Here is a 19,209-nt window from a genome sequence, read left to right on the forward strand (position 1 = left end):
TTTATCGTTACCATGTGCTTTCAGCCAGTTCAACGATAAAATGGCGGATTATTACTTCACTTACCGAGTCTAAAGATGAATATCGAACAAGCCCGCTTCAATATGATCGAACAGCAAATCCGTCCATGGGACGTACTGGACCTCGACGTACTGGAGCTGTTGAATGTGGTCAAGCGTGAAGATTTCGTGCCGGCAGCCTATAAGAACCTGGCGTTCATCGATACCGAAATTCCTCTGAGCGGCGGTGAAAGCATGTTCACGCCTAAGCTGGAAGCCCGTATTTTGCAAGAAGTTGCTGTCAAGAAGCACGAGAACGTGCTGGAAATCGGCACCGGCAGCGGCTACATGGCTGCGTTGCTGGCGCACAAGGCGCGTCATGTGACGACGGTGGAAATCGTGCCGCAACTGAAAACGCTGGCCGAGCAAACCCTGGCCGCCAACGGCGTGACGAACGTGACCGTCGAGCTGGGCGATGGCGCCCAGGGCTGGAGCAAGGCTGCACCTTACGATGTGATCGTGGTGTCCGGCGCGCTGGCAGTCTTGCCTGAGGCGATCTTGCAACAGGTGAAAGTGGGCGGCCGCATCCTGGCCATCATCGGTGAAGCACCGATCATGTCGGCGCACCTGATCACCCGCAGCTCGGACAAGGCTTACGATACGCGCAAGGTATTTGAAACCAATGTTGCGCCGCTGCAGGCAGTGGCGCCGTCGCACTTCCAGTTCTGAGACGGCGATGGAGCATTTGAGTGCACCACAGCTGGCCGCCTGGCTGGCTGATCCCGCCCGCCCGCGTCCCTTGCTGCTCGATGTGCGCGAACCATGGGAATTCGAGATTTGCCAGCTCGACGGCGCTACCTTGATGCCGATGCAGTCGATTCCTGGGCGCATCGATGATCTCGATGAAGATGCCGAGATCGTTTGCATCTGCCATCACGGCGCCCGCAGTCTGAATGTCGCTGCCTTCCTGGAGCACCATGGTTTTGGCAAGATCAGTAATTTGACGGGCGGCATGCATGCCTGGGCTGTGCAAGTCGACAGCGCCATGTCCAAATACTAAGTACGCGTAGTAAAGATGTGATCCCAGGCGCGCACTGCGTGCACGCCTGTGGATGATTGCAGCCCGCATTTATCCAGAATCAGACGGGCGCAAGGCAGTACCAAATTTTTGATTTGATCAACTTTTGACGACTCCAACGGAGAAATGCAATGCGGAAACCCCTTATCGCCGTGCTGATGACCAGCGCTTTTTTCTCGAGCTATGCGCACGCGGCCGATCTCATCCAGGTATACCAACAGGCCTTGGCCAATGACGCGCAGTACGCCAGCGCGCGCGCTGCCCTGTCGGCCGGCATGGAAAGGGTTCCGCAAGGCATGGCAGGTTTGCTGCCGCAAATTTCCGCTTCGGGCAGCAATACGCGCGGCAATATTGAGCAGATCGGTCCGAACCAGATCACCATGCCGACCGTGAATGTCCACACGAATACGTATAACCTGACCCTGGCGCAACCGCTGTTCCGCTGGGACCGTTGGGAAACCTATCAGCAAAGCAAGCTGGCGCAGGCGATTGCCGAAGCGCAATTCGCGCAAGTGCAACAAGATTTGATCACCCGCGTGGCGCAAGCGTATTTCGACGTGCTGAGCGCGCAAGATAATCTGGGCGCGACCCAGGCGCAAAAAGTCGCGACGACAGAACAGCTGGCATCGGCCAAGCGCAATTTTGAAGTCGGCACGCAAACCATTACCGACACGCACGAAGCGCAAGCGGCGTACGACCTGGTGGTAGCGCAAGAGTTTGCCGCCATCAATGACCTGGCCAACAAGCGCAGCGCCCTGCAAACCATTATCGGCACAACGGCGCCGGCGCTGGCGCCAATGCGCACCGGCGTGCTGCTCAATGCGCCCGAGCCTGCCGCCGTCGAGCCGTGGGTATCGTCGGCCGAAGAGCAGAACTATGGTGTCGTCACGGCCCAGTTCAACGTGGAGTCGGCCAAGCGTGATATCGGTCGCAACCGTGCCGGCCATTACCCGACCTTGGACCTGATCGCCAACACAGGCCACACCTACACCACGGCGGGGGCGGGCGGCAGCAACAACAACGCCATCGGCGTGCAGTGGAGCATCCCGATCTTCAGCGGTTTTGCCGTCACCAGCAAGGTGCGCGAATCGATCGCGCTGGAAGACAAGGCCCGCAACGACCTGGAAACGGCGCGCCGCACGGCTGCGCAAAATGCGCGCCAGGCTTACCTGGGCGTCAACAGTGGCCTGGCGCAAGTGAAGGCGCTGGAAGCGGCGGAAGTGTCGAGCAAATCGGCGCTGGAATCGAACCAGCTGGGTTATCAAGTGGGCGTGCGTATCAATATCGACGTCTTGAATGCGCAGAAACAATTGTTCTCGACGCAAAAAGACCTGTCGAAAGCCCGCTACGACACCATCATGAATGGCTTGCGCCTGAAGTCGGCGGCTGGCACCCTGAAGGAAACGGACCTGATGCCCGTGAACGCGCTGCTCGACAGATAATCCAGTTCATTCGGCAGGCATAAAAAAACCAGCACCGGTAACGGGGCTGGTTTTTTTTCGTACGCCGTAATGAGATCAGAGTCCGCGATTAGAGTCCTGCACCCTGGCCGTCGAACTTGCGCTCGATCAATTCGATCTTGTAGCCATCGGGATCGGTGATGAAGGCGATCACGGTATTGCCGCCTTTTACGGGGCCCGGTTCGCGCGTGACATTGCCGCCATTGGCGCGCGCCGCGTCGCAGGCGGCAACGATATCTTCGGCCGAGATGGCAATATGGCCGTAGGCCGTGCCCAGGTCGTAGCTGCTGGTGCCGTAGTTATAGGTCAGTTCCAGTTCCGCGTGGTCTGGATTCGCGCCATAGCCGACGAAGGCCAGCGTGTACTGGTATTCCGGATTGTCGCTGGTGCGCAGCAGCTTCATGCCCAGCACCTTGGTGTAGAAATCGATAGAGCGTTGCAGGTCGCCGACCCGCAACATGGTGTGCAAAATACGCATCGTAAATCCTTGATGGTGATAGGGGAATGGCAGGATTTTATGCGTTTTGCGACGATTCTGCTGAGGCCGGCATAGAATTTATTCCAGATGGGCGTCCAAAGTCACTTGCGTGGCCAGCAATTTGGACACCGGACAGCCCAGCTTGGCCCGCAGCGCTGCGTCCTGGAAAACCGCATCCGTCGCCCCCGGTATGCTGGCCGTCAAGGTCAGGTGCACCGCCGTGATCGCATAACTGTCATCGATTTTTTCCAGCGTCACATCGGCCGTGGTTTTCAGGGCTGAAGCGCGCAAGCCCGCTTCGCCCAGCTGGCCCGACAAGGCCATGGTGAAACAGGCGGCATGGGCAGCACCGATCAATTCTTCGGGGTTGCTGCCGGGCTTGTCTTCAAAACGCGTGTTGAAGCCGTAAGGAATATTGTCGAGTGCGCCGCTTTGGGTGGAAATAAACCCCTTGCCGTCTTTAAGGCCGCCACTCCAGACGGCCGATCCTGTTTTTTTCATGATGTCCTCCTTGCGTGGTATGAACGTTCATCATGCGCGCCACACCCTTGCGCTTCCGTTCGTTGCGTCACACTGTTTTTACTTTGCCGGCGCCACGCGCCAAATCACGTTGCCCACGTCGTCGGCCACCAGCAGCGCGCCCGCCTTGTCGACGGCGACGCCGACGGGCCGGCCTTGCGCATGGCCATCGGCGTCCAGAAAGCCGCTGACGAAATCCTGTGGCGGTCCCGACGGCACGCCCTGGGCAAACGGCACGAAGATGACTTTATAGCCGCTGAACGGCTTGCGGTTCCAGGAGCCGTGCTGGCCGATAAAGGCGCCGCCCTGATAGCGCTCAGGGAACAGCTTGCTGTCATAAAAGGCCAGGCCCAGCGACGCCGTGTGCGCCCCCAGCGCGTAGTCGGGCGCGATCGCCTTGGCCACCATATCGGGCTGTGGCGGCTTGACGCGCGTGTCGACATGCTGGCCGTAATAGCTGTAGGGCCAGCCATAAAACGCGCCATCCTTGACCGACGTCATGTAGTCCGGCACCAGCTCGTTACCCAGTTCATCGCGTTCATTGACGGCCGTCCACAGCACCTTGCTCGACGGTTGCCAATCCATGCCGTTCGGATTGCGCAAGCCGCTGGCATACAGGCGCGCCTTGCCGGTGGCGCGCTCGAATTGCCAGATGGCGGCGCGGCCCTGTTCCGCCGCGATGCCATTCTCGCCTACATTGCTGTTCGACCCCACCGAGACATACAGGAACTTGCCGTCAGGACTGGCCACCACGTTCTTGGTCCAGTGATGGTTGATGGGGCCGCCAGGCAAGTCCATCACTTTCGTGCCCTGCGCCGTGATGCTGGTCTGCCCGGCCTGGTAGGGGAAGCGCACCAGCGCATCGGCATTGGCAATGTATAAATCGTTGCCCACCAGCGCCATGCCGAACGGCGACTGCAAGTTTTGCAGGAAGACCGTGCGCGATTGCGCCACGCCATGTGCATCGAGGCCGCGCAGCAGGGTGATGCGGTTGGCGCTGGTGGTGCCGGCGCCCGCCTTTTTCATCTGCATCTGCATGATGGCGCCCTTGATGCCCTTGTTATCGTCGGGCTTGGGCGGCGCATTGGTTTCCGCCACCAGCACGTCGCCATTCGGCAAGACATACAGCCAGCGTGGATGGTCGAGGCCGCTCGCATAGGCGCTGATGGCAAAGCCGGCCGCCACCGTGGGGTGCGCCTTGCCTTGCCAGCGCTGCACGGGCGCCACGTTTACGGTGGGAATCAGTTGTTTCTCGGGCGCCGGCAAGACGGGGTTGGGACCAAAGCCGGGCGGCATGGTTTGGCCATGGGCCAGGCTGGCGCTGGCCAGCGCCGTCAATGTCAGGACGTAAGCAAGCTGTCGCATGGTGGCTCCCTGGTGTTCAGTCTGGTTTGGTATCGGTATCGGACCCGGCTTCGGGCCTGGCTTGCCGTGGCGGCGCCGGCTTGACTTTTTCTACCCCAGGCTGGGCACGGCGGTCGGTATCGACCAGGCCCTGTTCCAGGTCGCTGGCAGCCTGTTTCATCACGCCGCGCTGTTTCGGGTGCTGCGCATCGGGCGATTCGTCGCGCTCATGCGGCAAGCGGCGCGCGCCATCATTCTTGACCTTTTCATCGGTATTGATCTTGCGGTCGGCATGTTCGGCAACCATATGGCCTCCTGTAGTGTGGGGGGCGCACGAAGCACATCGCGCCATTGCCAGCCAGTCTACAAGCACAAACGAGGGCCGACGGCGCGTTGACGCACACATGGCGGCTTCTTTTGTGCTATTCCTGTCCTGCCATCCCGATTACACTGCATGCAAGACTTACCGAACGCCTCTTGCGGGCATGCCGCCATCGCACTATACTGTTCATATATACAGTATTTTGACAGCAGTTTTTGATTGCTGGCGGGTGCAAGCCTGGGGCGTATTGCCACCGAATTCATTTGCCGAGACTTTTATGCCCGTCGATAAACACGCTGACTTGCCCAAGGACCTGCCTGCCGCAGAGTCCAACGCAGTGCCGAACTTTAACCAGGGCGCCAAGACCATTGCCCTGGTCGTGCGCCAGAATACCGACGGCATCGTCGACTCCGTGCGCAGCATCGTCGACTTTCTGCAGGGGCTGGGCCACCGCGTCGTGTTTGAAGCGGAGACGGCCGCGCACCTGGTGTTCACGGGCGTATGCGCGATGACGGCGGCCGAGATCGGCGCCGCCGCCGATTGCGCCATCGTCATGGGCGGCGATGGCACCATGCTGGGCATTGCGCGCCAGCTGGCGCCATTCGACGTACCCTTGATCGGCATCAATCAGGGCCGCCTGGGTTTCATGACCGATATTCCACTCGACCGCATGCTGCCGGTGCTGGCGGAAATCCTCAGCGGCCGTTTCAAGGCCGAGCGCCGCACCTTGTTAGAAGGCAGCGTGCTGCGCGATGGGCAAGCCATCCACGTGGGCCTGGCCGTCAATGATGTGGTCGTTTCGCGCGGCACGGGCGCCGGCATGGCGGAATTGCGGGTCGAAGTCGATGGGCACTTCATGTACAACCAGCGCTCGGACGGCTTGATCATCGCCACGCCGACCGGTTCGACCGCCTATGCGCTGTCGGCCGGCGGCCCGCTGCTGCACCCGACCCTGGGCGGCATCGTGCTGGTGCCGATCGCGCCGCATGCCTTGTCGAACCGGCCCATCGTGCTGCCCGATTCCAGCCAGATCGTGGTCGAGATCGTGCGCGGACGCGATATCAGCGTCAATTTCGACATGCAGACTTTCGCCAGCCTGAGCCAGCAAGACCGCATCCTGATACGCCGTTCGCCGCACGCGATTACCTTCCTGCATCCCGAAGGGTGGAGTTATTACCACACCCTGCGTGAAAAACTGCACTGGAACGAGTACCCGTCGGGCGAGGGCAAGCTTAGCTAGTTTTTCCACGCCAACCTGCGGTCCGCCGCTTAATTACTGAAGCCTATGCTCCATACACTGTCCATCCGCGATTTTGTCATTGTCGATACCATAGAACTGGAATTCTCCGCAGGCTTCAGCGTGCTGACGGGCGAAACGGGCGCCGGTAAATCCATCCTGATCGATGCGCTGACCCTGGCGCTGGGCGGCCGGGGCGACGCCAGCGTGGTGCGCGAAGGGGCGGCCAAGGCCGATATCACGGCCGATTTTTCCGTCAGCGAAGTGGCGCAAGCCTGGCTGGTGGCCAATGAGTTTGCCAACGACCATGGCGGCGCCTTGCTGCGCCGCGTGATCGACAATGCGGGCCGCTCGAAAGCCTATATCAACGGCATCGCCGCCACGGCAGCGCAATTGCGCGAACTGGGCGACATGCTGGTCGACATCCACGGTCAGCATGCGCACCAGTCCTTGCTGAAAAGCGAAGCCCAGCGGGCCTTGCTCGATGGCCAGGCCACGGCGCGCGAAGCGGGCGCGGAACACGATGCGCGCCAGGTGGCGGCGCTGCACAAGCGCTGGCGCGCGCTGGTGCGCCAGCGTGAAGAGTTCGAAACCAATGCGGCTAACGTGTTGTACGAGCGCGAGCGCCTGGAATGGCAAGTGGGCGAGCTGGAAAAACTGGCGGCCAAGCCCGGCGAATGGACCGAGATCACCAATGAACACAGCCGGCTGTCGCATGCGGCCAGCTTGCTGGAAGGCGCGCAGGAAGCCTTGTCCGTTATTTCCGAATCGGAAGACCATCCGATCGTCTCGCAACTGTCGTCGCTGAACCAGAAACTGGGCAAGCTGGTGTCCGTCGATGCGGAATTGCAACCGATCGTCGATTTGATCGAATCGTCGCGCATCCAGTTGCAGGAATCCGTGTATGCGCTGAACAATTATCTGGACCGGGTGGAACTGGACCCGGACCGCCTGCATCAGCTCGATGCGCGCATGGAAGCGATGCACAGCACGGCCCGTAAATTCCGGGTGCAGCCTGAAGAATTGCCGGACGAACATGCCAAGCTGTCGGAAAAGTTGCAGCACCTGGCCGACGCCAGCGATATCGAAGGCCTGTTGCGCCAGGAAAAGAAAATCGAGGCGGAATACCGCATCGTGGCCGAGCGCTTGTCCGCCACGCGCCAGGCGGCCGCGCTGGAACTGGGGCAGGCCGTGACCCGCGCCATGCAGGAATTGAGCATGATAGGCGGCAGTTTTGAAATTGCCCTGAACCCGTGCGAGCCGGCGGCCCACGGCCTGGAACAAGTGGAATTCCTGGTGGCCGGCCATGCGGGCACGGCGCCCCGTTCCTTGGCGAAAGTGGCGTCCGGCGGCGAACTGGCGCGTATCGCGCTGGCGATTTCCGTGATCACCTCGCATGCCACTACCACGCCGACCCTGATCTTCGATGAAGTCGATAGCGGCATCGGCGGCGGCGTGGCCGAAGTGGTGGGGCGGCTGCTGAAACGCCTGGGGCAGGGACGGCAAGTGCTGTGCGTGACCCATTTGCCGCAAGTGGCCAGCCAGGCCAACCAGCATTTCCAGGTGGCAAAGAGCACCCTGGAAAATGGCAAGACCGCCTCGCGCATCGACATGCTCGACGCCAAGGCCCGCGTGGAAGAAGTGGCGCGCATGCTGGGCGGCCTGGAAATCACCGCCACCACGCGCAAGCATGCGCGTGAATTGCTGGCGACTTGACTGGGGTCAGACCCCCAATGCCGCTAACGTCAAGCTCAGCGCTAACGCATCCGGGGGTCTGACCCCGGTACTAACAACTATAATGGCTGGCTAATACCACCATTCCTTGAAAAGCCTACATGACATTTCAAACCGAACCGCCTTACACGCATGGCAGTATGGACCGCAGCGCCGTGGTACTGGTGAACCTGGGCACGCCCGATGCGCCCACGTCGTCGGCCGTGCGGCGTTACCTGAAGCAATTCCTGTCCGATCCGCGCGTGGTGGAGATTCCCCGCGCCGTGTGGTGGTTTATCCTGAACCTGATCATTCTGCCGTTTCGCTCTGGCCAGTCGGCCAAGAAATACGCCTCGATCTGGACGCGTGAAGGTTCGCCCCTGAAAGTGCATACGCAAAAGCAGGCCAGGCTGCTGGCCGGCGCGCTGGCTGCGCGCGGCCACGATGGCGTCACGGTGGCCATGGCCATGCGCTACGGTTCGCCTTCCTTGTCCGAGGTGCTGGCGCAACTGAAGCGCGAAGGCTGCGAGCGCATCGCCATCCTGCCCGCCTATCCGCAATATTCGGGCACCACTACCGGCTCCATCTACGATGCCGTGTTTGCCCATTACGGCACGGTGCGCAATGTGCCCGAGTTGCGTTTCATCAAGCAATACCACGAGCACGATACCTATCTCGACGCCTTGCGCGACTCTGTGCTGAACCACTGGGAAAGCCATGGCCGGCCCGAGAAACTGGTGATGAGCTTTCACGGCGTACCCAAGCGCACCTTGCTGCTGGGCGACCCGTACCACTGCCAATGCCTGAAAACGGCGCGTTTGCTGGCGGAAAAGTTAAACCTGAGCAAAGATCAATACCTGGTGACCTTCCAGTCGCGTTTCGGCAAGGCCGAGTGGCTGCAGCCCTATACGGCGCCGACCCTGGTGGCGCTGGCGCAGCAAGGCGTGAAGCGGGTGGATTTGTTATGCCCGGGCTTTACCAGCGATTGCCTGGAAACTCTGGAAGAGATCGCCATGGAAGCGAAGCACGATTTCGAAGCGGCCGGTGGCGAGCAGTTCCATTACATCGCTTGCCTGAATGAAACACCGCGCTGGATCACGGGCCTGGCGGAAATTGCCGAGCAGCACATGATCGGCTGGCCGACCATGAAGACGGCGGCCCAGCGCGAAGCCGACAAGCAGGACGGGGAGCAAGCCCGCGCGGCCGCCCTGGCATTGGGCGCGACGAACTGAGCGCCCTCACTCCCATCAGAATAAGCCGCGCTTGCGCGGCTTTGTGTTATCTGGCGCGATCACATTTTCCAACGAGCAACAGCGACAGTGGCGGTGGCGGTTGCGAGGCTGGTAGAATGCCGGGTTTGCCAGCTTAAGGCTGCAAATAAGGTTGCAGATAAGGCTGTAACTGCGCAAGACAGATGAGGGCGGTGGCAAGGAGGGCGTAAGCCACGATGGACGCGCTAATAATAGGCAGTTTCATCACTACTCCTCACTTGGTCAGGGGGGATGGTCTTCGGCACACCATGATTCATGATAGATCGCGGCGCACAAATCGAATACCCGGAAAATCGGATAGATTTGTAATAAGCTGTAACATCGGCGTGCTTGACTGCTGGTTGCGCTCACTACCCCTTGAAACAGTCAGACTTAGCCCCATCTGCCGGACAGTGTTGTAAAGATATGTAGCCTAACTAATATTAGTCATTGAATGTAGGAGCTTTCAGATGCAAGATCAGGAAAACCAAGCTGTACCTAATCCGCAAGCGGACGCCGCGACTCCCGCCGAGCCTACTTTGGAAGAGCAGCTGGCGAGTACCGAAGCGCGTCTTGCAGAAATGCACGATGCCTTCATGCGTGCCAAGGCCGATGGCGAAAACATCCGCCGCCGTGCCCAGGAAGATGTTGCTAAAGCACATAAATTCGCAGTAGAAAGCTTTGCCGAAGCCCTGGTGCCCGTCAAGGACAGCCTGGAAACGGCCCTGACGGTGGAAGCGCCAACCTTGGAATCGCTGAAAGAAGGCGTCGAAATGACCCTGAAACAGTTGACCGCCGCGTTTGAACGCAACCGCCTGCTGGAAATCCTGCCGGTACAGGGCGAAAAGCTCGATCCAATGAAACATCAGGCAGTTGCCGTGGTGCCAGCGGAGCAGGAAGCCAACACAGTCGTGTCGGTATTGCAAAAGGGCTATATGATTGCGGACCGTTTGTTGCGTCCCGCTATCGTGACCACCGCGCAAGCAAAATAATCAGAGTGCGGCATCAAGCAAGCCTTGAAACCATGCCGCTTTGCCACATATAAGAACCATCTGAAATCTAGCAAATAAAAGGAAAAAATCATGGGTAGAATTATCGGTATCGATCTGGGAACCACAAATTCCTGCGTTTCCGTCATGGAAAACGGTCAACCAAAGGTAATCGAAAACGCTGAAGGCGCACGCACGACGCCGTCGATTATTGCTTATCAAGAAGATGGCGAAATTCTCGTTGGCGCACCGGCAAAACGCCAGGCTGTGACCAATCCACAGAACACGCTGTTCGCAGTGAAGCGTCTGATCGGTCGCAAGTTCGACGAAAAAGAAGTACAAAAAGACATCTCGCTGATGCCTTACAAGATCATGAAAGCCGACAACGGCGATGCATGGATCGGCGTGCGCGACAAAAAACTGGCGCCGCCACAAATTTCGGCTGAAGTCCTGCGCAAGATGAAAAAAACCGCAGAAGATTACCTCGGTGAAGAAGTCACCGAAGCCGTCATCACCGTGCCTGCCTACTTCAACGACTCGCAACGCCAGGCCACCAAGGACGCTGGCCGTATCGCCGGTCTGGACGTCAAGCGCATCATCAACGAGCCAACCGCGGCAGCGCTGGCATTCGGCCTGGACAAGACCGAAAAGGGCGACCGCAAGATCGCCGTGTATGACCTGGGCGGCGGCACGTTCGACGTTTCCATCATCGAAATCGCTGACGTTGATGGCGAAAAACAATTTGAAGTGCTGTCGACCAACGGCGACACCTTCCTGGGCGGCGAAGACTTCGACCAGCGCGTGATCGATTACATCATCGAAGAATTCAAGAAAATCAACGGCCTGGACCTGAAAAAAGATCCAATCGCCCTGCAACGCATCAAGGCGTCGGCCGAGCGCGCGAAGATCGAACTGTCGTCGTCGCAGCAAACCGAAATCAACGAGCCGTACATCGCGATGGCCAATGGCGCACCGGTCCATCTGAACCTGAAAATGACCCGCGCCAAGCTGGAGTCGCTGGTGGAAGAGCTGATCATCGCTACCATCGAGCCATGCCGCACCGCGATCAAAGATGCTGGCGTGAAAGTGTCGGACATCGATGACATCATCCTGGTCGGCGGTATGACCCGTATGCCGAAGGTGCAAGAGAAAGTCAAAGAATTCTTCGGCAAAGATCCGCGCAAAGACGTGAATCCAGACGAAGCCGTGGCCGTGGGCGCTGCGATCCAGGGTTCGGTCCTGTCGGGCGAACGCAAGGACTTGCTGTTGCTGGACGTAACGCCATTGTCCCTGGGTATCGAAACCCTGGGCGGCGTGATGACCAAGATGATCCACAAAAACACCACGATTCCAACCAAGTTCAGCCAGGTGTTCTCGACGGCCGACGACAACCAGCCTGCGGTGACCATCAAGGTGTACCAGGGTGAGCGTGAAATCGCTGCCGGCAACAAAGGCCTGGGCGAATTCAACCTGGAAGGCATCCCGCCAGCAGCACGCGGCACGCCACAGATCGAAGTGACCTTCGACATCGACGCCAACGGCATCTTGCATGTGGGCGCGAAAGACAAGGCCACCGGCAAGGAAAACAAGATCACGATCAAGGCCAACTCGGGCTTGACCGAAGATGAAATCCAGAAGATGGTCAAGGATGCCGAGCTGAACGCGGAAGAAGACAAAAAGGTCAAGGAATTGGCCGAGTCGCGCAACCAGGCTGATGCTCTGGTACACTCGACCCGCAAATCGCTGACCGAATACGGCGACAAGCTCGACGCTGGCGAGAAAGAAAAGATCGAAGCAGCGATCACCGACCTGGAAGCGAGCATCAAGGCTGGCGACAAGGCCGAGATCGACGCCAAGGTGGAAGCCCTGTCGACCGCATCGCAGAAACTGGGCGAAAAAATGTACGCCGACATGCAAGCGCAACAAGCTGCCGGCGGCGCAGAAGGTGCTCAACAGCAAGCTGCTGGCGCATCGGACGCCGGTGCCAAGCACGATGACGTGGTTGACGCTGACTTCAAAGAAGTCAAAGACAGCAAGTAATTGTCTTACGCTCCCGTAACCCGGGAGCAACCGGGCTGTATGCTACGTCGCGGAATTTCTCTGCGAAGACCGGCCGAGCCGAGTCGCCGCCCCGCGGCACTCGACTCGGCTTTTTCGTGTAACTTTTACATCAGTAGATAGACTGCAAGGTGCCGACAACATGGCAAAGCGTGATTTTTACGAGACACTCGGTGTCGCAAAAAATGCTTCGGAAGAAGAGATCAAAAAGGCTTACCGCAAACTGGCGATGAAGTACCATCCGGACCGCAATCCGGACAGTAAGGAATCGGAAGAAAAGTTCAAGGAAGTCAAAGAAGCCTACGAAATGCTGACCAATCCGGAAAAGCGCGACGCATATGACCGTTATGGTCATGCCGGCGTGGACCCGAACATGGGCGGCGGCGGTGGCGGCTTTGGTGGCGGCGGTTTTGCCGACAGCTTTGGCGATATCTTTGGCGACATCTTTGGCGGTGGCGGTGGACGCAGCCGCAATGCGGGTCCACAAGTGTACCGTGGCGCCGACTTGCGCTATAACCTGGAAATTACGCTGGAGCAAGCTGCTCACGGCTTCGACACGACTATCCGCGTGCCGAGCTGGGACAAGTGCGACACTTGCCACGGCAGCGGCGCCAAGCCAGGCACCTCGCCGACCACCTGCGGCACTTGCGGCGGCCACGGCCAGGTACGCATGCAGCAAGGTTTCTTCAGCATCCAGCAAACTTGCCCGAAATGCCATGGCAGCGGCAAGGTCATCACCGATCCTTGTACGCCTTGCGGCGGCGCGGGCCGTATCAAGCGCAACAAGACGCTGGAAGTCAAGATTCCCGTCGGTATCGACAATGGCATGCGCATCCGTTCGTCCGGCAACGGCGAACCGGGCACGAATGGCGGTCCGTCCGGTGACCTGTATGTGGAAATCCACATCAAGCCGCACGCCGTGTTCCAGCGCGAAGGCGACGACCTGCATTGCGAAATGCCGATCTCGTTCACCAAGGCAGCCTTGGGCGGCGAAATCGAAGTGCCTACCCTGAACGGCAAAGTGTCGTTCACGATCCCGGAAGGCACCCAGTCGGGCAAGACCTTCCGCCTGAAAGGCAAGGGTATCAAGGGCGTGCGTTCCGGTTACGCGGGCGATCTGTTCTGCCACGTGGCGATCGAAACGCCGGTGAAACTGACGGAAAAGCAAAAAGAATTGCTGCGTGACTTTGAAAAATCGACGACAGAGGGCGGTGCCAAGCACAGTCCGCAAAGCAAGACCTGGAAAGACAAGGTCAAGGATTTTTTTGAATAAGCAGCAGTAAAACGAAGCGCCGGGATGCTCAACCATCCCGGCGTTTTTTTAACCGGAAGCGGATATTGCGGCGCCTTGCGCGCAATGTCCATTTTATCGAATGGGAGCGATATGACCGAAGCGAAAAGCGGCCAGGCCCTGGCGGAGTTGCTGTTACGCAACCGCCGTTGGGCTGACTCAATGGTGGAGAAGGATCCGAACTTCTTCAAGAATCTGGAAGCCCAGACTTCGCCCGAATATCTGTGGATCGGCTGTTCCGACAGCCGTGTTCCCGCCAACGAATTGCTGGGCATGGCGCCTGGCGACGTGTTTGTGCACCGGAATATTGCCAACGTGGTCGTGCATTCCGACCTCAATTGTCTTTCCGTCCTGCAATTTGCGGTGGACGTGCTGAAAGTCAAACACGTCATCATCGTCGGCCATTATGGCTGCAAGGGCGTGCATGCGGCCCTGACGGGCACGCGCATCGGCCTGGTCGACAACTGGCTGCGTCACGTGCAGGACGTGGGCCAGAAACATGAGCGCTACCTTGGTGAGGTGCTGGGCAGCCGCGAGCGCAGCGACCGCCTGTGTGAATTGAACGTGGTCGAACAGGTTTTGAACGTCTGCCAGACCACCATCGTGCAAGATGCCTGGGAACGGGGCCAGGAACTCAGCGTACACGGCTGGGTCTATGGCTTGAAAGATGGTTTGTTGAATGACCTGGACATGACGGTCACGGCCGGCCACGAACTGGCGCCGCGCATGGCGGCCCGCCTGGCCCGCTACGAGGCAGTGTAAGTCAGTTGCGCCAGCACAATCTGCATATCCATATAGGATAAGCTTCGTTTGCAAGGATGGCCGGCCGGCATACAGTGAACATCCCTCGTTCACGGATGAATTCATCATGTCGGCCGTCCTCGAATCCCCCACATTTAGCAGTAACTTGGCTAGCCAGCCGGCCAGCCACTTCCGGATCGAAGCCTTCGATGCGCCCCTCGGTGCGCAAGTCGTGGGGCTGGATCTGGCGCAGCCCTTGTCGCTCAGCGATTTCCAGCGCGTGCACCACGCCCATCTCGACCATCACGTGCTGGTGTTCCGCGACCAGCACATTACGCCGCAGCAGCAAATCGATTTCAGCCGCCGCTTCGGCGTCCTGCAAATCCATGTGCTGCACCAGTTTCAGCTGCCGCAGCACCCGGAAGTCCTGATCATTTCGAATATCGTCGAAAACGGCCAGCCTATCGGCCTCGGTGACGCGGGCCATTTCTGGCATTCCGACCTGTCGTATAAAGAAATCCCCAGTTTGGGCTCCATGCTGCACGCGCAAGAGTTGCCCGAGGAAGGTGGCGATACCGTGTTTGCCAATATGCACCTGGCCTGGGAAAGCTTGCCGGCTGCGCTGCGCCATGTCGTGCGCGGTGCACATGCCGAACACAGCTATTTATGCCAGTACGAAGAATTGCGCCGGCGCAACCCATGGCGGCCGCCACTGACGCAGGCGCAGATCGATGCAGTGCAGCCTGTCACGCACCCCATCGTGCGCGTGCATCCGGAAACGGGACGGCGTGCTCTGTTCGTCAGCGAACATTTCACCACACGCATCGTTGGCTTGCCCGACGATGAAAGCCGCGCCGTACTCGAGGAACTGTTTGCTCACAGCGTGCGCCCTGAACATTTATATGTGCACCGCTGGCAGGCGCGCGACCTGGTGTTCTGGGACAACCGTTCCCTGATGCACCTGGCGACCGGCTGCCCGCCGGACCAGCGCCGCAAGCTCTACCGCACCACCATTGAAGGTGATGCGCCGTACTGATTTTCCCCACCAGGAGTGCCCATGTTCAAGTCCTTGCCCCTCGTCCGCCGCCGTCTGACCGCCGCCCTGGCCATGCTGTGTATGCTGACGATGGGGGCATCCATGGCCCGTGCCGAAGGACAATTGCGCATCGCCGGCCAGTATGGCATCACCTTTCTGCTGCTCAATATCGCCCAGGAACAAAAGCTGATCGAAAAGCATGGCAAGCAGCTTGGGGTCGATATCAAGGTGGACTGGGTCACCTTGTCGGGTGGGCCGGCCATCAATGACGCTTTGTTGTCGGGCAATATCGATATCGCCGGTGCCGGCCTGGGGCCGCTGCTGACCATCTGGGACCGTACGCGGGGCCGGCAAAATGTACGCGGCGTGGCCTCGCTGGGCAATTTCCCGTACTACCTGGTCAGCAACAATCCCAAGGTCAAGACTTTGGCTGACCTGACGGACAAGGACCGCATCGCCTTGCCGGCCGTGTCCGTCTCCGTGCAGGCGCGCATTTTGCAAATGGCGGTGGCGAAACAATGGGGCGACAAGGAATTCGCCCGCCTCGACAAGATCACGCAGACATTGCCGCATCCCGATGCGGCCGCCGCCATCATCGCGGGCGGCACGGAATTGACGGGTCACTTCGGCAATTCACCGTTCCAGGAACAGGAGCTGGCGCACAATCCGAATGCCCGCATCATCTTGAACTCCTATGAAGTGCAGGGCGGCCCCAGCTCATCGACCCTGCTGTATGCGACCGAGAAATTCCGTAAAGACAATCCGAAAACCTACCATGCCTTCGTCGCTGCCCTGGCTGAAGCGGCCCAGTATGCGAGCAGCAATCCGCAGGGCGCGGCCGACATTTATATCAAGCGCAACAAGAGCAAGGTGGACCGCAATCTGCTGTTGAAAATCTTTTCCAACCCACAAGTGCAATTCAAGATCGCACCGCAAAACACCCTGGGCCTGGGGCAATTCCTGCACCGGGTGAACGCGATCCGTAACCGGCCCGACAGCTGGCGCGATTATTTCTTTGACGACCCGGCCATCGGGCAGGGAAGCTGACATGCACACCCCCGCTTTTCAACTGGTACGCCCGCCGGCAAGCGTGGCGCCGCTGCTGTCCGTCGACAAGGTCAGCCTGGAATACCGTAATGGGCAGCGCAGCGTGCGCGCCACGCATGAAGTCAGCTTTGATGTTTTCCGTGGTGACCGCTTCGTCTTGCTGGGGCCATCCGGCTGTGGCAAGTCGTCGCTGCTGAAAGCGGTGGCCGGCTTTATCGCGCCCCGTTCGGGCAGCATCACCATGGATGGCTTGCCGATCAAAAAGCCGGGACCGGACCGGGTGGTGGTATTCCAGGAATTCGACCAGTTGCCACCGTGGAAAACGGTGCTGGAAAACGTGATGTTTCCCTTGCTGGCCAGCAAGCGCCTGGGCAAGGTGGCGGCCCGCGAGCGCGCCCAGCACTGGATAGCTAAAGTCGGCCTGGCGGGCTTTGAGCAAGCCCATCCGCATACCTTGTCGGGCGGCATGAAACAGCGGGTGGCGATCGCCCGCGCGCTGGCCATGCAGCCGGAAGTGCTGCTGATGGACGAGCCGTTTGCCGCCCTCGATGCATTGACGCGGCGCAAGATGCAGGAAGAGCTGGGCCGCCTGTGGGAAGAACTGCGTTTTACCTTGGTGTTCGTCACCCATTCGATCGAGGAAGCCTTGGTGGTAGGCAACCGCATCTTGCTCTTATCTCCCCATCCGGGCCGGGTCAGGGCCGAATTGAACAGCCATCAATTCGGCTTGCATAGCGCAGGCAGCGTGGAATTCCAGGTCGCCAGCAGCCGCATCCATGGCTTGCTGTTCGATGAGGGGGAGACGGTGACAGAAGCTGTCGAACCGGACTTGCACAGGAGCGCCGTATGAGTTTGCTGCTGGAACCGCCGATCCGCCAGGAATGCGTCTACGATGCACCGCCGCCGGCCGGCGTGCTGGCCGAGCAACCACTATCTCGCTGGCAACATCTATCGCAGCAGGCAGGCTGGCGCAAGGCCTTGATCCTGATCGTCCTGGCGCTGCTGTGGGAAGGCGCCGCGCGCTGGACCGATAACGATTTATTGTTGCCCAGCTTTTGGCAGACGGCGCAAGCGTTCGCGGGCGGTATCGCCAGCGGTGAATTGCTCATGCGCACGGGGGCTTCCTTGAACGTCTTGCTGCAGGGCTATGTGCTGGGTCTGCTGGCCGCATTCCTGCTGACTTTGCTTGCAGTCTCCACCCGTATCGGGCGCGACGTGCTGGAAACCCTGACGGCCATGTTCAATCCCTTGCCTGCCATCGCCTTGTTGCCGCTGGCCTTGCTGTGGTTCGGCCTGGGTCGGGGCAGTTTGATCTTTGTCATTGTGCATTCCGTGATGTGGCCGCTGGCCCTGAACACGTATGCGGGTTTCCAGAGCGTACCGGAGACCCTGCGCATGGCGGGCCGCAATTACGGCTTGAGCGGCGTGCGCCTGGTACTGCACATCCTGGTGCCGGGCGCCTTGCCCTCCATCGTCTCGGGCTTGAAGATAGGCTGGGCGTTTGCCTGGCGTACCCTGATTGCAGCCGAGCTGGTGTTTGGCACGACCTCCTCGGGGCAGGGCGGCCTGGGCTGGTATATCTTCCAGAACCGCAATGAACTCTATACGGACAAAGTCTTCGCGGGCCTGGCCGCCGTGATCGCGATCGGCTTGCTGGTGGAAAATATCGGTTTCCGCACCCTGGAGCGGGTGACGCTCAGGCGCTGGGGCATGCAGCGCTGATCACTTCAATATTTTGCGCGCGGCAGCGATGATTTGCCGCGATAGCTGTTCCATGCGCGGCGACTGCACCTTCCACGTGTGCCAGTACAGGGCCACGTCGGCCGGTGTCTTGGGCGCGATGATCTCCACCAGCTCTCCATCGGCATTGGCCTTCAGCAATAGCTCGGGCACCATGCCATACCCTAAGCCATAGCGGATGGCGTTGAAGTGCGAGGTGGCGCCCGGCACGTAATGGCAGGGATACGCCCCTTCCGGCAAGCCCAGCGTGTCTTGCAGGAACGACGATTGCAAGGTGTCCTTGCGCGTATAGGCCACCACGGGCGCCGTGCGGGCCGCCTTGCGCGTCAGGCCGTGGGCAAACCACTGCTGGCGAAACGCTGGCGTGGCTACCAGCCAGTAGCGCATCACGCCCAGCGGTTCGGCCGTGCAACCGCGCATGGGCTTGGCTTCCGTGCTGATGCAGCCGATCGCCATGCCCGTTTCCAGCAAGGTATAAGTATGGTCCTGGTCTTCCACGGTCAGGTCCAGCAGCACGCGTTCGCGTATCAGCACTTCCGACAGGGCCGGGAAAAACCAGGTGCCCATGGAGTCGGCGTTCAGCGCCAGCACCAGCGTCAGCGGCGCATCCTGCTGCACCGCCAGTTCCGCTGCCAGGTCCGCTTCCAGCAGCGCGGCGCGCTTCAGATACTGCATCAGACGCTGGCCCGTGCGCGTGGCACGGGCTGGGCGGCTGCGCACGATCAGCGCGTTCCCCAGCTGGCTTTCCAGCGCCCGCACGCGCTGCGAAATGGCGGGCGACGTCAGGTGCAGCTGCAACGCCGCCTGCTCGAAACTGCCCGTCTCGATCACGGCGCGAAACGCGTCCGTATGTTTGGGATTCAAGTTCATGGGGCTTTGCCTAAGATTAGAAAAATTTATCAATACTAA

Annotated in this window: 19 protein-coding genes; 14 read left to right on the top strand and 5 right to left on the bottom strand. The window is 59.7% G+C overall.

The features are described from left to right. Positions 1-75: 75 nt before the first annotated feature. The 3 genes from ACL9RI_RS07335 to ACL9RI_RS07345 all read left to right on the top strand — a co-directional run bounded on the left by ACL9RI_RS07335 (position 76) and on the right by ACL9RI_RS07345 (position 2,517). Positions 76-726 (top strand): protein-L-isoaspartate O-methyltransferase family protein, encoded by a 651-nt coding sequence (locus ACL9RI_RS07335; protein WP_300752405.1) that lies wholly within the window; start codon positions 76-78, stop codon positions 724-726. 7 nt (positions 727-733) lie between these two features. Next, positions 734-1,057, top strand: coding sequence for a rhodanese-like domain-containing protein (locus ACL9RI_RS07340; protein WP_422725922.1), 324 nt, complete (start codon positions 734-736; stop codon positions 1,055-1,057). 149 nt (positions 1,058-1,206) lie between these two features. After that, entirely contained in the window at positions 1,207-2,517 is a 1,311-nt protein-coding gene (locus tag ACL9RI_RS07345; protein WP_422725923.1) for a TolC family outer membrane protein, read from the top strand. Between the two features lie 88 nt (positions 2,518-2,605). On the opposite strand, the gene gloA is transcribed toward ACL9RI_RS07345, so the two are convergent. The 4 genes from gloA to ACL9RI_RS07365 all read right to left on the bottom strand — a co-directional run bounded on the left by gloA (position 2,606) and on the right by ACL9RI_RS07365 (position 5,183). Further along, a complete protein-coding gene (gene gloA, locus ACL9RI_RS07350) occupies positions 2,606-3,013 on the bottom strand; it encodes a lactoylglutathione lyase (protein WP_422725924.1) in 408 nt (135 codons plus the stop codon). A gap of 78 nt (positions 3,014-3,091) precedes the next feature. Beyond that, positions 3,092-3,514, bottom strand: coding sequence for an OsmC family protein (locus ACL9RI_RS07355; RefSeq protein ID WP_422725925.1), 423 nt, complete (start codon positions 3,512-3,514; stop codon positions 3,092-3,094). Between the two features lie 78 nt (positions 3,515-3,592). Further along, the gene (locus ACL9RI_RS07360) at positions 3,593-4,897 is read right to left on the bottom strand and encodes a PQQ-dependent sugar dehydrogenase (protein WP_422725926.1); all 1,305 of its coding nucleotides are present in this window, start codon (positions 4,895-4,897) and stop codon (positions 3,593-3,595) included. Between the two features lie 16 nt (positions 4,898-4,913). After that, a complete protein-coding gene (locus ACL9RI_RS07365) occupies positions 4,914-5,183 on the bottom strand; it encodes a hypothetical protein (RefSeq protein WP_422725927.1) in 270 nt (89 codons plus the stop codon). 292 nt (positions 5,184-5,475) lie between these two features. On the opposite strand from ACL9RI_RS07365, the gene ACL9RI_RS07370 reads away from it, so the two are divergent. The 11 genes from ACL9RI_RS07370 to ACL9RI_RS07420 all read left to right on the top strand — a co-directional run bounded on the left by ACL9RI_RS07370 (position 5,476) and on the right by ACL9RI_RS07420 (position 18,282). Next, positions 5,476-6,438, top strand: a complete 963-nt coding sequence (locus tag ACL9RI_RS07370) for an NAD kinase (protein WP_422725928.1) — start codon at positions 5,476-5,478, stop codon at positions 6,436-6,438. Positions 6,439-6,483: 45 nt separating this feature from the next. Continuing rightward, on the top strand, positions 6,484-8,151 hold the full coding sequence (gene recN / locus ACL9RI_RS07375; protein WP_422725929.1) for a DNA repair protein RecN: 1,668 nt from the start codon (positions 6,484-6,486) through the stop codon (positions 8,149-8,151). A gap of 119 nt (positions 8,152-8,270) precedes the next feature. Continuing rightward, entirely contained in the window at positions 8,271-9,380 is a 1,110-nt protein-coding gene (gene hemH, locus ACL9RI_RS07380) for a ferrochelatase (RefSeq protein ID WP_422725930.1), read from the top strand. A gap of 488 nt (positions 9,381-9,868) precedes the next feature. Continuing rightward, positions 9,869-10,390 carry a nucleotide exchange factor GrpE gene (gene grpE, locus ACL9RI_RS07385; RefSeq protein WP_422725931.1) on the top strand — a complete coding sequence of 174 codons (522 nt, stop codon included), beginning with the start codon at positions 9,869-9,871 and terminating at the stop codon, positions 10,388-10,390. Between the two features lie 90 nt (positions 10,391-10,480). After that, positions 10,481-12,427 carry a molecular chaperone DnaK gene (gene dnaK / locus ACL9RI_RS07390; RefSeq protein WP_422725932.1) on the top strand — a complete coding sequence of 649 codons (1,947 nt, stop codon included), beginning with the start codon at positions 10,481-10,483 and terminating at the stop codon, positions 12,425-12,427. A 160-nt stretch (positions 12,428-12,587) separates the two neighbouring features. Beyond that, positions 12,588-13,718 carry a molecular chaperone DnaJ gene (gene dnaJ / locus ACL9RI_RS07395; protein ID WP_183674258.1) on the top strand — a complete coding sequence of 377 codons (1,131 nt, stop codon included), beginning with the start codon at positions 12,588-12,590 and terminating at the stop codon, positions 13,716-13,718. Between the two features lie 111 nt (positions 13,719-13,829). After that, a complete protein-coding gene (can, locus tag ACL9RI_RS07400) occupies positions 13,830-14,498 on the top strand; it encodes a carbonate dehydratase (RefSeq protein ID WP_422725933.1) in 669 nt (222 codons plus the stop codon). Positions 14,499-14,604: 106 nt separating this feature from the next. Then, the gene (locus tag ACL9RI_RS07405; RefSeq protein WP_422725934.1) at positions 14,605-15,513 is read left to right on the top strand and encodes a TauD/TfdA dioxygenase family protein; all 909 of its coding nucleotides are present in this window, start codon (positions 14,605-14,607) and stop codon (positions 15,511-15,513) included. 72 nt (positions 15,514-15,585) lie between these two features. Then, on the top strand, positions 15,586-16,560 hold the full coding sequence (locus ACL9RI_RS07410) for an ABC transporter substrate-binding protein (RefSeq protein ID WP_422726135.1): 975 nt from the start codon (positions 15,586-15,588) through the stop codon (positions 16,558-16,560). 1 nt (position 16,561) lies between these two features. Continuing rightward, positions 16,562-17,410 (top strand): ABC transporter ATP-binding protein, encoded by an 849-nt coding sequence (locus ACL9RI_RS07415; protein WP_422725935.1) that lies wholly within the window; start codon positions 16,562-16,564, stop codon positions 17,408-17,410. Continuing rightward, positions 17,407-18,282, top strand: a complete 876-nt coding sequence (locus ACL9RI_RS07420) for an ABC transporter permease (protein ID WP_422725936.1) — start codon at positions 17,407-17,409, stop codon at positions 18,280-18,282. Before ACL9RI_RS07415 ends, ACL9RI_RS07420 begins: the two co-directional genes overlap by 4 nt. Here the strand turns inward: ACL9RI_RS07420 and argP are convergent, their stop codons facing one another. Next, entirely contained in the window at positions 18,283-19,170 is an 888-nt protein-coding gene (argP, locus tag ACL9RI_RS07425; RefSeq protein WP_422725937.1) for an HTH-type transcriptional regulator ArgP, read from the bottom strand. It lies immediately after the preceding gene. Between the last annotated feature and the right edge of the window lie 39 nt (positions 19,171-19,209).

The organism is Janthinobacterium sp. Mn2066 (genome assembly GCF_049319705.1).
Lineage (GTDB): Bacteria > Pseudomonadota > Gammaproteobacteria > Burkholderiales > Burkholderiaceae_D > Janthinobacterium.

What these genes read in the sequence shown, in the direction of transcription:
- ACL9RI_RS07335 (WP_300752405.1), top strand. Translation starts at nt 76, where the DNA reads ATGAATATCGAACAAGCCCGCTTCAATATGATCGAACAGCAAATCCGT.
- ACL9RI_RS07340 (WP_422725922.1), top strand. Translation starts at nt 734, where the DNA reads ATGGAGCATTTGAGTGCACCACAGCTGGCCGCCTGGCTGGCTGATCCC.
- ACL9RI_RS07345 (WP_422725923.1), top strand. Translation starts at nt 1,207, where the DNA reads ATGCGGAAACCCCTTATCGCCGTGCTGATGACCAGCGCTTTTTTCTCG.
- gloA (WP_422725924.1), bottom strand. Translation starts at nt 3,013, where the DNA reads ATGCGTATTTTGCACACCATGTTGCGGGTCGGCGACCTGCAACGCTCT.
- ACL9RI_RS07355 (WP_422725925.1), bottom strand. Translation starts at nt 3,514, where the DNA reads ATGAAAAAAACAGGATCGGCCGTCTGGAGTGGCGGCCTTAAAGACGGC.
- ACL9RI_RS07360 (WP_422725926.1), bottom strand. Translation starts at nt 4,897, where the DNA reads ATGCGACAGCTTGCTTACGTCCTGACATTGACGGCGCTGGCCAGCGCC.
- ACL9RI_RS07365 (WP_422725927.1), bottom strand. Translation starts at nt 5,183, where the DNA reads ATGGTTGCCGAACATGCCGACCGCAAGATCAATACCGATGAAAAGGTC.
- ACL9RI_RS07370 (WP_422725928.1), top strand. Translation starts at nt 5,476, where the DNA reads ATGCCCGTCGATAAACACGCTGACTTGCCCAAGGACCTGCCTGCCGCA.
- recN (WP_422725929.1), top strand. Translation starts at nt 6,484, where the DNA reads ATGCTCCATACACTGTCCATCCGCGATTTTGTCATTGTCGATACCATA.
- hemH (WP_422725930.1), top strand. Translation starts at nt 8,271, where the DNA reads ATGACATTTCAAACCGAACCGCCTTACACGCATGGCAGTATGGACCGC.
- grpE (WP_422725931.1), top strand. Translation starts at nt 9,869, where the DNA reads ATGCAAGATCAGGAAAACCAAGCTGTACCTAATCCGCAAGCGGACGCC.
- dnaK (WP_422725932.1), top strand. Translation starts at nt 10,481, where the DNA reads ATGGGTAGAATTATCGGTATCGATCTGGGAACCACAAATTCCTGCGTT.
- dnaJ (WP_183674258.1), top strand. Translation starts at nt 12,588, where the DNA reads ATGGCAAAGCGTGATTTTTACGAGACACTCGGTGTCGCAAAAAATGCT.
- can (WP_422725933.1), top strand. Translation starts at nt 13,830, where the DNA reads ATGACCGAAGCGAAAAGCGGCCAGGCCCTGGCGGAGTTGCTGTTACGC.
- ACL9RI_RS07405 (WP_422725934.1), top strand. Translation starts at nt 14,605, where the DNA reads ATGTCGGCCGTCCTCGAATCCCCCACATTTAGCAGTAACTTGGCTAGC.
- ACL9RI_RS07410 (WP_422726135.1), top strand. Translation starts at nt 15,586, where the DNA reads ATGCTGTGTATGCTGACGATGGGGGCATCCATGGCCCGTGCCGAAGGA.
- ACL9RI_RS07415 (WP_422725935.1), top strand. Translation starts at nt 16,562, where the DNA reads ATGCACACCCCCGCTTTTCAACTGGTACGCCCGCCGGCAAGCGTGGCG.
- ACL9RI_RS07420 (WP_422725936.1), top strand. Translation starts at nt 17,407, where the DNA reads ATGAGTTTGCTGCTGGAACCGCCGATCCGCCAGGAATGCGTCTACGAT.
- argP (WP_422725937.1), bottom strand. Translation starts at nt 19,170, where the DNA reads ATGAACTTGAATCCCAAACATACGGACGCGTTTCGCGCCGTGATCGAG.